Source organism: Rhizobium sp. AAP116, from assembly GCF_001295785.1.
Lineage (GTDB): Bacteria > Pseudomonadota > Alphaproteobacteria > Rhizobiales > Rhizobiaceae > Allorhizobium.
The window spans coordinates 22,596-34,818 of the sequence record NZ_LJIB01000025.1 but is presented as its reverse complement, the minus strand read 5'-3'; the positions used below and the strand labels follow the sequence as shown (position 1 = coordinate 34,818).

Below are 12,223 nucleotides of genomic sequence, written 5' to 3'. Positions count from 1 at the left end.
GCGCCCATTCGACAACAGAAACCTCACCGCGTACCGATTTTCACGCTATTCGGAGTTATGCGTGCTTGTTCCGAACTTCAGAAATTTAAATTAACCATACCGGAGCTCTTTGTTCCGGATGTGTTCTATTCATCTTGTCGGCGAGCTATCTCCGGGCTAAGTCTGGGCTGTGCCGGATAAATAAACGATCTCCGGAACTTAAGCGGCCCCCGCTGGTGCTAGGAACACCAAACGAGGGCCTGACCCGCAACCTTAGTGACAAGGACTTGGGCTATGAAGACCCTTAACCGCTTCGCTTCCGTGATGGAAGCACTCCCCCTCATGGATCCTGTTGATCCTCGTTCAGATCGTGGCCTTGCAACTAGGCTTTTTGCCGTTGCTGGCTCCGGCTCACCGTCTGCGTTTCCGCAGGCCTGAACGAACAATTCTGACATTCGCTGGCATTCGTAGTGGTCGAGCGCGCCGGATGGCGTCCTCAGCCGGACCATGAACGTTGCCCTCATGTCGCGCAACAACAGGATACATAACATGACCAACACCGTTTCCGGTGCGGCTTCCGCACCAACCTATCCATGTGCCGTCAATCCGGATGTGCTGCATCCGCTGCTTGATGGCCTGTGCCATCAGGTGCTGACATCGAGCTTCGGCTCGGCCGCTCTGATGGACGCGCTTTCGTCGGGGCTTTCCGACGTTTCCAGCCTGCTGCGCGGTCTGCCGGCGGCCGAAGGCCGCCTGATCGAGCGTGGTATTCAAATGATCGCGGGGCTTAATCCCGAACTTGTCGTGCTGACAGAGAACATTCGCCTGCCAGTCAGCAAGGCGGCTCTCGATGTCGTCGAGCGCAACGATCCTCGCCATTACGCGTCATTAACACTCGATGCCGATAGCGGTGGTCGGCGGGGCTACACGCCCGACATGATCATCGTAAGCCGCGTCACCAAGATCGCACATGTTGTCGACGTCAAGCGCAGCCTCAGCTCCTACGATGCTGTGCGCCTGCAGGAACTGAAGAAGCGGATGCTCGCTGCAGCTCTCACGGTGCCCGACCTGCTTTATCAAGAGCACCACCGGCTCAGTGTTGAAGCGGTTCACGTTGTCATCCTCGACGCCCAAAACGCCAGTCGCGACCCCAGCACCGGTATCTGGCCCGTCAGCGATCTCGATCACCTTCTTGGGGTCGATGGTGCGGGCAAAGCGATTGCCTATCTGCGTCGCTCGTTCCAGACCGCGGTCGAGCAGGTCTGGCGTGAGGCCCTGCAACACTATGCTCAAGCCCGAGACCTGACCGAGGACGAGCGTCGGGCAGGGGCCATGCCTTGGGCTGACACAAAGCGACATGCGCCTGTTGACCGCTGTCTGTCTGGTCGTGACGATCGAATAGTTGGCGTGGCGGGCTCAGGAGCTGGCGAGCGACCTGAGATCCGCATCGGGTTTGCCAGTCTGCCGAGCGTTCGGCCACAGGCGCTGAGCTAGGCCGAGTTATCGGCCGGCCGGCGCCGGCCGTCTCCCCAATTCATCCATCCGTTCATTCTGTCATTGCGACCGCGCATCTCAGATGCTGCGGCAGAGGAAACACGTCATGTCGAAACAACCATCTGCGACCATCATTCCCTTCCCCATCCGTCCCGCCTCTGTGCCCAAATCGGGAACGGAGACGACAGCTCCGACAGCTCATCCTCCCGTGCCCCTGGCTTCGACAGCGCCGAAGAAGGTATCTCGAGCCCGACAGTCCTTCGAGGCGCTGATGGCCCGTCCCGGCAACTCGTCGCCCGAGAATTGCATCCCCTACCGGGCCTTCAAGAAGCGGCAGACCGTGAACCTTCCAGTGGATCCGGCCTTCATTGTGCGCCAGGCCATTCACTGGACACGCAAACGGCCGATCGCGTTGAAGAGCCTTCCCGTCATGATCCGTAAGGATCTGGAAAAGCTCTGCGCAGCAGGCGATCCGACAGGGCTGATGGTCCGCGACTGGCTCGAAGGCAAAGGGCCGAAGCCAACGGTCGAGGAGAAGGCATGATGGAGATCCTCACTGATCGCGTGACGCGATACCTCCTGCGCCGCATTCGGCGTCTTGCTGTTCTCGACCTCTATCAGCATGCAGCTGTCGCAGGTCTGCTTGATGAACTCGCTTATGACGCCGGCAGCAGTGCCGGCCCCACCTTGATCAGCCGCTGGGCTCCGACGGTTGAGCTGACGCATCTGTTGTCGCTTGGGAGTCAAGGCCGGGAGATCCTGTCACGCAGGCTCGGCCATGCCGACCGGCACCGCGATTCCCTTGCAGAAGCTTGGCAGTCTCAGCAGCCGTCCGCCGCACCCGTTCGAGACGCCCTGGTGTCGTCGACGTCGTCATTAGTATCTTCGTCAGCATTCGATACAGAGCTTGAGCGCCGGGCCGCATCCGAGCGTGAGGCACTGGCTGTTCTTCGTGAACAACTGCCACTTCCAAAAGCAGCACCCGTCGCGGTGGCTCTGCTGATTGCCCGGGCTGTCGGATCACACCCTGGCGGATGGGAGGCGCTGCGGGCGATCCTGCGCCGCCCGGACCCGTTCATCGTGATGCGCATCCCAGTCCCGGGCTTCCAGCGACATTGTGGCCGTTCGCTCGAGGACGGGCTGATCACCCCCTCATGTATGAAGCTTGAGGAACTCGTACGTCTCGCCGGGATCTGCGACTACGGCGACCGACGGCCAGGGAAAATGCGCAAGCGGATCAAGACGATTGCGGGCAGCGAAGTTCACAAAGTCTCTGATCGAGCCCTCGGCAGGGCCCTCAGTGACGCGATCAACAGCGAGCCTCCACCGCCCATTCTGCTGGTCGATCAGACGAACCAGGACCTGCCTGAAATCATCATGCATGCTGCTGACCTTGTGCTTGAGGCCGATGGCCTTGATCACACCCTGCTGGCAGAGCTTTTGCAGATCTGCTGCGGCATTGCGCCGAAACATTCACTCGAACTGATGCAGGAGAAGGGTCTGACACTCGATCATCTGCATCTCAATGACCTCGCACTCATCGTCCGTCCAGGGCGATCCAATGCGGAAATCATTTCCGCATTCGAGGCTCTCAGGGAAGAACGCGCATCAGATCTGGAGAGTGGTGATGGCGAAGGCTCCGACGGGTCATCCAACCGCAGAAAGAGTTCGAGCGTTCCGGAATGGCGATCGGGTGCAAAGCCTGAAGAGAAACGCAAGAGCACTGGTTCCGCTCCGGTCGAGGTCATCCGCCCGCAGCCTGCGGACGCCGAGGCCGTTCTGCGGGTCGAGACGCTCAGCGGCTATGGCGAGGCATCTGACTGGGCGGCCGGTCTCAAACTCGATCTGGATCTCTGGCGTCAGGGTTTGCTGGACTGGAGTGAGCTGAGCAGCCGACTGCTTCTCTCCGGTCCACCTGGAACAGGCAAGACCACCTTTGCTAATGCGCTCTGCAACACGTTACAGGTGCCGCTGCTTGCAACCTCTGTCGCTCGATGGCTTGAAGCAAGCTATCTTGGCGAAGTACTGAAATTGATCAATGCCGCCTTCACGGTTGCGACCGAGCATCGGCCAGCGATCCTGTTCATCGACGAGATCGACAATCTCGGATCACGCGCGTCTGGCGATAGCCGAGGCCATAAGGGTCACGATGACTATTGGTCGTCACTGATCAACCGCGTCCTTGAACTGATCGACGGTGCTGCAAAGACCGAAGGCGTGATTATCGTGGCCGCCACCAACCTGCCGGACAAGCTAGATCCAGCACTCCTGCGATCAGGGCGACTGGAGCGGCATGTCCAAATCCCACGGCCGGATATCGAGGCACTCACTGGCATTCTCGCACACCATCTTGGAGCAGATCTCGCGAAAGTCATCGAGACGGCTCCGAAGCCAGACAAGTCCGGCGTCGCTCAAGTGGATGACAAGGCTGAGCCGGAGGCGACCAAATCCAGTGCCCAGCAAAGTCGAGTGAACGCAAAGGCGACAGGTGACGGGAGGATTCCAGCATGAGTGAATATGCAAATGGATTCAGCCACCACTCCACCGATCAGAAACTGCATCTCGCGCCACTGTCCCGGCTGGCGCTGTTGGCCTGTGGCAGAACCGGAGCGGATATCGAACGGCTGGTGCGCGAACTACGACAGAAGACGAGACGTGAACAGCGGCCCATCACCTGGGCCGATATCGAGACGGCGCTGATGGCGTCTCGAATCAGGCTCACTGACGATCATCGCTATCGGCTTGCCGTGCATGAAGTCGGGCATGCCATGGCTTACACGCTTTTAGAGACGGGAACGGTCTACGCCGTCACGGTTGGTGGGAGCCTCAACGGGTCAATTCAAAGCTTCGGCCAAGTCGAGTTTACGCCTTTCCACGACAGGCCACAGAATGACGACTGGCTCATGCGCACCTGTGCGGCTTCTCTGGCAGGCAGGACTGCTGAGCAAGTGGTCTTCGGCGAGACACTCGCTGGATCGGGTGGTGACCCGAACAGCGATCTGGCCCGGGCGACGCGGCTGATGCTGGCGGCCGAAACACAGCTTGGCTTCTCCGATGTTAATCCGCTGATCTACGTCTCGCCCGAACAGGCGCAGCAGCAGTTGCTCTACGACGCCGAGCTTCGAAACCGGGTTGACGCTCGGCTCAAGCGTGCCGAGGCCATGGCGATGGAAATGCTGACGCGGCACAAGACGGCACTGACCGCTATTGCCAGACAGTTGGCAGACATCGGCGTCATGTCGGGAGAAGAGTTCCAGAAAGCGCTGGCTCTGGCTTAAGGAGCGCGGAAGGCAGATCCTGTCACGGCGTGATCTGTGTTCGCGATTCTGATTGGCGTCCCTTCGATTCTAAACGCCAGATCGGCGTTGCCAGACGCCGATTCCGCGATTCCGGGTTGAGAATTTTCGTGTCCAAACTCCGTAAAATCGATTCCTGCTGTCACCGCGTGACACATGCCGGGGAGAGCATGTGTGCCAGCTGTACGCTGACGCAACAGATCTTCGAGGAATTTGAGGGGGCGTGATGGACGTGGCAGCTATCATCGAGAAACTACCTTCAATTTTCAGAAACCTATATCAAGGTCACATACCTCGCAGCCAACTCGACCAAAGTCGCCTGCACATCAAGTCGAATTGAAAAGCGTTACGGGCAACTCAGGTCAAATCATCTCAATTTACGCTGATGCGATTCGGAATGCGGATTAGTCGATTCCTATCTAGGATTCGGCGATTCCTGCGCAAACGACGTTCGACTATAGACAGAACTCACTCAGGTTCTGGTGAAGCCGGTAGCGGTCAAGGTTTCTGTCACGTGCTTCGGCCGATCAGAGACTCACATCGGCGATTTGGACGTGGAAGATGAAGCTTCCAGAAAGCGGATGGCCTGATGCAAGCCTCGGTGAGACAAAGAGGATGTTGGACCTTCTATGCTCGGAGCACCTCCCATTGCTGTTGATTTGATGGACAGATACCCGCCATGCAAAACCGCGTACGTTTCTGTCGGGCGCATATTGCAAGCTTCCAATGCCGACGAGTCTTTTGCTGAACGAGCAAGACATCCTCTCTGGAAAGGCCTTTGACAAGAATGGCAATGAAGTAGTTCGCAGATATCCCACAAAGCTGAAAGAGCCGCCTGGGGTGTGGATGGACTACTGAATAGGATTTCGCCCTCGACCGCTCGCTTTAATGGCAACAACTCATCCTGTTGGCGAGCTGATGCTATAGCTGTCGGCGGGTTCGATGAACGTATGGGCTACGGCTCTGAGGACCATGAGTTCGGCTATCGGCTGGTGAACGCGGGTATCCGTGCTCGGCACATCAGATACTGGGCAGTGTGTCTTCACCTTGACCATACTCATGGTTACGTCGACCCAAAACAGATCGCTGAAAACTCCACTATCGTGCAACAAACGGTGTCCTTGCGGCTCAGAACGACAGAGTTCGGCTTAAATTCTCCAGGGTAACTTGCGGGAGGAGGATCCAGGGATTTTCACTGGATCCTCTTAGTCAACTCAGGCGGGCTCCGTCTGCTTACATGCGTCGGGATGCGATTGGGGTAGATTGCGGTAGAAGCGTGCAGGAAAGATACTATCCAGTCGCTTGGGACCACACCAGTCGCAGTCTTCCTCGTAGTCGGCCTCGTCGTTCAGCCCTTCCGAGATGGCTTCTGAAGATGGGACAAAACGATATTCCGGTAGATCGAGCGCTTTTCGCGCAATCTCGATAAGCCAATTCAGCGTGCGATATTCATCTTCAATATCAACATGTGAGAGAGCCTCATCTTCGGTGCAGTTACTCTCGGCTGCGAGGTCGGGGAGCGAATAGAAGTCGCACGCAACCTTATCGATGATCTTCAAGCTCTTGACGAGCTGTAAGCGGAACTGGCTGGCGATTTGCGACACTTCGCTTCCCTCTTGTGGGCCGCGCGACTCAAAGTCGCTCCATCGCAATTCTGGTATCATCTGACTGTAGACGCATCCGTCAGCATCAACCGTCGCGACACGGATCACGTCGCTATCGCCTGCCTCAATAACCTTCTCGGCGACCAGCTTAAGGGCTTCCGACTTATCCGTAGCGGGAAGCTCCATTACCTCTGTGCTCAGGCGCTGGGCGTAAACTTTATACTTCATTCTTCATCTCCATAATTCAAATCAATAAGTGAAATTACAATATTGATAATCCATACTAGACTATAAATGGATAAATGTCAAACTATATAACTCATATATAATTATCATTAGTTCAGTAATGTAATGATAGAATGGATTTTAAACTGAAATCGAAGATTTATTTCATCACACAGAGTATTGAACGTGGAGCACTGCATGCAGGGGCGTTTCGCTTAGAACAGTCTGACCTCAAGAACGCTTTCCGGAGTGCCAACATTGCAGGAAACGTATGCGCTCGTCGGCCGGCGAAACATCACGCCGTTTGTCTCTTGCATCAGCGCCGACAACACTCATGGCTCAACCAAGCAGGAGAAGACTATGAGAAAATCGAGAAAACAGAAGCTGGAAAATCAGGCCAGGAGACAGAGCAATTTGCGCAAACTATCCCGGGAAAAGCGACGCCCAAATCGTGATGACTTGGCACGCGTGCTGCTGTGGCAGATGATCACTGCGGCCAAGGGGCGTCTGCGTCCCGAGAAAGCACTCAGCAAGGTGTGCGACTCTTTGCTGACGGAATTGGTGCAGCAGGGATTCAGCGAACACGAAACCGAGCAGGTCTTCTGGGAGCTTGCCAAAAAATATGATCCTGCGCTTTCACCCTTCAGGCCAAAACGCCATCTCGGTGTATGATCTAGCTACCAAGAGTCGACAGCACTTTGTGCTGTCGACCGGCCCATTGGTCGCGCAAGTCTGTCCGCGTAAACGGCGTACCCATTCAATCGCATCTATTCCCCCCGTTACTCCGTGTAACGGCGTTTATCCAAGAATCGATTTTCGAGGGCCGGTGTCCTGATCAGCGTCTATCTCGGGAGGGACAGATTAACGATGGAAAGCTTGAGCCAAGCGCGCTCTAGCGCCAATCCTGAAATCTGAGCCAGACTCTTCTGCATCCATCGATGCAGAAGAGTATTTAACGGTCCAGGATTGCGAACTCTCAGCGATGCACCCTGCCGGCACCCGAAACGCAACCCCCAACAAGAAAACCGGAACACACAGTGAAGCTTGGCTAAGCGTCCATGCCCAATATGCGGACCTGAAACCAGTCTTAGGATTTTTTCTTTACCGAACACTTGCGCACCGTTTCCGCCTTTTCGACGACGGGCTGTCGATGCCCTTTCATGCGTCGGTTCAGAGCAAGCCTGTCAAAATCGAGGTCCTTGAAGACAGTGTAATCGACGCGCTCGTTAAGTGGCGCAAATGCAATTTCGAACGCATGGTCTTCAGTGATGACACGTGAACCGTAATTCGAGTGCTCGTCGTCGCCCAATGCATGCCCTACTTGCATTTTGCGTGCGCGATCGTCGATTTTTTTGGACCGCATATCATCAATCTTCCCGCTCCGGAGCGAATGGAAGACTTCGCGCCTGCCCTTTTCGATTCCAGCCTTTTCAAACAAGCGTTGCATATAAGTGGATGCTCTACCGGCGGGATCCGTCAAACGCATGAGATCCGGAAATAGGAATTGATCACCCCTACGCTTGGCCCAGTCGATGAAGCCAATTTCCCGTAGGAAATCGTGAAGCACGAAGTAGTTAAGGCTGTCTCCAGTCTTATACGGCACTCGCTTCCAGACGCCATCGACTTCGACGATACCGTCGGTTTCAGCGATCCACACATTTTCAAACTTTTCGCGGATGTCGCTACCCTTCAAATATGTGAGCAACCCGATACGACGACCGGTCAGATGTCCAAGCAATGGCAACAGCGTGTTATCGATGTAACCAGTTTTTACGCCTTCAAGGAAAATGCCATTGAGCTGCATGGAACTCAAAGGCACGGTTGGCTTGGATTTGCGGTGGCCCTTCGAGTAGCGCAACGACACCCGAGAAAACGGATCGGGGTAGCCCCATTTGGTCATCCCTGACCGAAGAGCAGCCTTCACAACGGCCAAATAACCTTCGCGCAAAGTTTTATCCGCAAGCGGCTTCAAATTAGTTCTCTTGGAGCGTTCAAGGGTGTCGAATGGGCTTTCGTTTTCGAGCCGTTCTTTTGGATCCCCCGGCCAATGCGCCATAAGATTGACGAACGCCTGGAGATCCACGCCGCTGTATCGGTCAGCCGGGTGGTCCCCGATGAGATCGAGAAAAACTTGAATTCGCATTTTCGCGGTTGTGATATTCCGACCTTCATATCCGCCCTGTTCATCGATCCGGCTCTGGATATACTGATGCGCAACTACGCTGAATTCGGGTACATCCGAGGGTGCGCGGTGAACAAACCTTCTGTCCAGTTTGTCGAGAGAGATCGGCATCCCATGTTCATCAAGGGGAATTTTCTCGGTCCGGGAAACACTGTGAGTAGCCAGCTGAGCTGAAGGCAAGTCAGCTTGTCCCGTCAAAGACGTCGTGTTTGACAAGGCGGCCGATTTTGTTTCGGGGGTTAAGTTCGGCTCTTGTGTAGACACCTCGATGCCACCCGCGACGGAAGCCACAGGCTCAACTTCGACTGGCTTAACGATCTGCGAAGTTTGTTTACCCTCCTCCAGCACTGGAGCTGGTTCCATCTGCGCGGGCGCAAACGGGGCATCCGGAGTTGGCGTTGACGAAGCATCTTCAACATTGAATTTTGCGGCAGCAGCCCGACGCAATGCCTCTTCGTTTTCCACGACGATCGGCGAATAGGGCTCGCCACGCTCCCTTGCGCCGAGTTGCTGGCTGATTTGAACCAGATCCCGGATCCCGGCGAACTTGCTCTGATCCTCAAGAGTGATGGGGGCAACAGGCTGGCGAAAGAAGAATGAGAGAACCTCAAGCTCCCCCTTGACCTGGCCGAGCCAGGTCGCAAGTTCGAGTTCGCTCGGGGGCGGCGGATCATTTTCCTTATCTTCATTGCTCAACGCCATTGCCCTCCGCTCTTCGAACATCAAACGAGCTCTTGCCGCGAGAAGATCAGCAACAATGCGCGCCCGACGATGCAGGCATGGCCCGATGCTGATCCGGATCGGGCTCGGCTTCACATCGCCTGCAAGGTCTCGGGGCACCCTAATCTGAAAAATGTAAACGGAGCCTGAGCGCGTCAGATAAGGACCCGGGCTACCCTGCCGATAGGCATCGGGATGGCCGCTGGTTGAGGTTGAGAGATCGTCGTGATTCGTTACCGGACGCGATACCGTAACGTGTACATCTTGCGCTACTCGCATTGCCATTACCTCCGTAACGGTTCGTGAAGAACCGGGGAATTGCCTTTAAATTCAAGGCGCTGTAAAAGCTGGTAGCGAGTGTCTATACAACTTGGCGGAGAGGGTGGGATTCGAACCCACGATACCCTTGCGAGTATGCCGCATTTCGAGTGCGGTGCTTTCGACCACTCAGCCACCTCTCCGGTCACATTGGTCGGCGCTCGATGGCGCGGGCTGTCTCATAGCGGCAACTCACCCCCCATGCAAGAGCGAATGTGACGGTTTTTCCGGCTTTTGTCTTGACACCCCGCAGGGCCTCACGTATGCGACGCTCGACTAAAAGCGTGCGTGACGTGCGCCTTTCGTTCTTCGCGATCTGCGAAGTGAACCGGCGGGATCAACATCCTGCTCCTCCGACTGGCAAAAAGACGGCCCCTCGCAAGGGGAGAGCCGGAACGAACATGAAAGGATAAAAAATGTTCGCAGTCATCAAGACCGGCGGTAAGCAGTACCGCGTTAACGCCAACGACGTGCTGACCATCGAAAAGCTGGAAGCCGAAGCTGGCGCAACCATCGAATTCACCGAGATCCTCGTCGTCGGCGAAGGCGAAACCGCAACCATCGGCGCGCCCTTCGTGGCCGGCGCCAAGGTTACGGCCGAAGTGGTCGAACAGACCCGCGGAAAGAAGGTCATCGCCTTCAAGAAGCGTCGTCGTCAGAACTCCAAGCGTTCGCGCGGCCATCGTCAGCACCACACCGTGGTGCGCATCACCGACATCGTCGCAGCCTGAAACGCTGATAACTAGGTTTAAAGGAGCAATCCAATGGCACACAAAAAAGCTGGCGGTTCCTCGCGCAACGGTCGCGATTCCAATTCCAAGCGCCTCGGCGTGAAGAAGTTCGGTGGCGAAGTCGTCATTCCGGGCAACATCATCGTGCGTCAGCGCGGCACCCAGTGGCATCCGGACGCAAACGTCGGCATGGGCAAGGATCATACCCTCTTTGCACTCACGGCTGGCAATGTGAACTACCGTACCAAGGCGAACGGCAAGGTATACGTGTCCGTAATGCCGAAAGCCGAAGCAGCAGAATAAAGCCGGTAGCGTTTAACAGCCGGCGTCTCATCGACCCGGCTGACCGCACCAGGTTCAGTCTAGAAAAAAGGGGAGATGGGGCGCCATCTCCCCTTTTTTCTTGTCCAACGAAGGAGACTGAACCATGCAAAGTCTGATGTTGAGGGATGACCAATCACGGTCACCCGAAGAGCAGCCAAGGCCCGATCGGCCGAGGAGCGATTGCCCTGTCTTATTGTCGCAAAGGCTCGTCCTGCGCGCACCCCACATCGAAGACATCGACGCCCTTGCCCATCTCGCCAACAACGCCGCCATCGCCACCATGGTGGCGCGCATGCCGCATCCCTACACGGCAAAAGACGCGGCCGACTTCGTGCGACGCACGAATATCGGCGAGATCGGCAAGTGCGTCTATGCCATCACCAAAGCGGACAACGGCGAGTTCCTCGGTTGCTGCGCGCTGGAACCCAATCCGGCCGACGATACCATCCTGGAAATGGGTTACTGGCTGGGGGAACCCTACTGGAACAAGGGTTACGCCACGGAAGCGGCCCATGCACTGATCGACATGGCCTTCCGCACCCGTGAATGGGTGAGCCGCATCGATGCGCGCTGCCGGGTGACGAACATTGCCTCGCGCCGCGTCATCCAGAAGTGCGGCTTCCAGTTCCAGGGAACAGGCATGGTCGGCAACCTCGCCATGGGCGGAACAGTCCCGGTCGAATGGTACCGGCTTGACCGCAAGACCTGGCTGTCCCTGAAGAGCTGGGGGGAAATGCGATGAGCGCGCTTGTTGCAGAAAGACCGGTGCTCGAAACGTCCATGCCCGGACCCTGCCCGGTCATCGAAACGGATCGCCTGGTGCTTCGTCCGCATCGCATGCAGGACGCGGAAGCGATTGCGAATTCGCTGAGTGATTTCGCAATCGCCCGCATGCTGACGCGCGTGCCGGTTCCCTACGATCGCGAGGACGGACGCGACTGGTTGAACATGGTGACGTCAGGCCTGAAGCCAGACTGGCACTTCGCGATCACGCTCGATGGCGTCCATGTGGGCGTGGTCTCCCTGGAGCTCCGCCATGGCCTTTGGCACATCGGCTACTGGTTGAATCGCTTCTACTGGGGACGCGGCCTGATGTCCGAGGCCGTCGAGGCTGCCCTTGACCGCTTCTTCCGGCGCATGGGCAGTGCCGAAATCTTCGGCGGCGCCTTTGCCGACAACCCGGCATCGCTCCGATTGCTGGAAGCCCGCGGCTTCCGCACGGTCGGCGTGAGTGACGTGTTCTCCAAGGCGCGCAACGCCATGGCGCCGCTGGTCGAATTCCGCCTCGCCCAGCCAGACTTCGCCGCCCGCAGGAGACTTATATAGCCAACAATGCTCCGGGCGCCAGTC

11 protein-coding genes and 1 tRNA gene are annotated in these 12,223 nt (G+C 56.8%); 9 read left to right on the top strand and 3 right to left on the bottom strand.

Annotation, left to right across the window (positions count from 1 at the left end):
* The first annotated feature begins 528 nt into the window (after nt 1-528).
* The 4 genes from IP85_RS13810 to IP85_RS13795 all read left to right on the top strand — a co-directional run bounded on the left by IP85_RS13810 (nt 529) and on the right by IP85_RS13795 (nt 4,751).
* Entirely contained in the window at nt 529-1,473 is a 945-nt protein-coding gene (locus IP85_RS13810; RefSeq protein ID WP_054150261.1) for a hypothetical protein, read from the top strand.
* 106 nt (nt 1,474-1,579) lie between these two features.
* Complete coding sequence (locus tag IP85_RS22205) at nt 1,580-2,017, top strand: hypothetical protein (RefSeq protein WP_156322901.1); 438 nt, start codon at nt 1,580-1,582, stop codon at nt 2,015-2,017.
* A complete protein-coding gene (locus IP85_RS13800; protein WP_082347703.1) occupies nt 2,014-3,984 on the top strand; it encodes an ATP-binding protein in 1,971 nt (656 codons plus the stop codon). The genes IP85_RS22205 and IP85_RS13800 overlap by 4 nt, the downstream gene beginning before the upstream one ends.
* The gene (locus IP85_RS13795; RefSeq protein WP_054150258.1) at nt 3,981-4,751 is read left to right on the top strand and encodes a hypothetical protein; all 771 of its coding nucleotides are present in this window, start codon (nt 3,981-3,983) and stop codon (nt 4,749-4,751) included. Before IP85_RS13800 ends, IP85_RS13795 begins: the two co-directional genes overlap by 4 nt.
* 1,232 nt (nt 4,752-5,983) lie before the next feature.
* On the opposite strand, the gene IP85_RS13790 is transcribed toward IP85_RS13795, so the two are convergent.
* Complete coding sequence (locus IP85_RS13790; protein WP_054150257.1) at nt 5,984-6,601, bottom strand: hypothetical protein; 618 nt, start codon at nt 6,599-6,601, stop codon at nt 5,984-5,986.
* A gap of 255 nt (nt 6,602-6,856) precedes the next feature.
* Here IP85_RS13790 and IP85_RS13785 point away from each other — a divergent pair, with 255 nt between their 5' ends.
* Nucleotides 6,857-7,270 (top strand): hypothetical protein, encoded by a 414-nt coding sequence (locus IP85_RS13785; RefSeq protein ID WP_156322899.1) that lies wholly within the window; start codon nt 6,857-6,859, stop codon nt 7,268-7,270.
* Between the two features lie 415 nt (nt 7,271-7,685).
* Here the strand turns inward: IP85_RS13785 and IP85_RS13780 are convergent, their stop codons facing one another.
* Nucleotides 7,686-9,779 carry a hypothetical protein gene (locus tag IP85_RS13780; protein ID WP_156322897.1) on the bottom strand — a complete coding sequence of 698 codons (2,094 nt, stop codon included), beginning with the start codon at nt 9,777-9,779 and terminating at the stop codon, nt 7,686-7,688.
* A gap of 92 nt (nt 9,780-9,871) precedes the next feature.
* Nucleotides 9,872-9,961, bottom strand: a tRNA-Ser gene (locus tag IP85_RS13775).
* 273 nt (nt 9,962-10,234) lie between these two features.
* Here IP85_RS13775 and rplU point away from each other — a divergent pair.
* The 4 genes from rplU to IP85_RS13755 all read left to right on the top strand — a co-directional run bounded on the left by rplU (nt 10,235) and on the right by IP85_RS13755 (nt 12,199).
* A complete protein-coding gene (rplU, locus tag IP85_RS13770; RefSeq protein WP_054150254.1) occupies nt 10,235-10,549 on the top strand; it encodes a 50S ribosomal protein L21 in 315 nt (104 codons plus the stop codon).
* Nucleotides 10,550-10,582: 33 nt separating this feature from the next.
* Nucleotides 10,583-10,852 (top strand): 50S ribosomal protein L27, encoded by a 270-nt coding sequence (gene rpmA, locus IP85_RS13765; RefSeq protein ID WP_006724343.1) that lies wholly within the window; start codon nt 10,583-10,585, stop codon nt 10,850-10,852.
* 124 nt (nt 10,853-10,976) lie between these two features.
* Nucleotides 10,977-11,615 (top strand): GNAT family protein, encoded by a 639-nt coding sequence (locus IP85_RS13760; protein ID WP_054150253.1) that lies wholly within the window; start codon nt 10,977-10,979, stop codon nt 11,613-11,615.
* On the top strand, nt 11,612-12,199 hold the full coding sequence (locus tag IP85_RS13755) for a GNAT family N-acetyltransferase (RefSeq protein WP_054150252.1): 588 nt from the start codon (nt 11,612-11,614) through the stop codon (nt 12,197-12,199). Before IP85_RS13760 ends, IP85_RS13755 begins: the two co-directional genes overlap by 4 nt.
* The last annotated feature ends 24 nt before the right edge of the window (nt 12,200-12,223 follow it).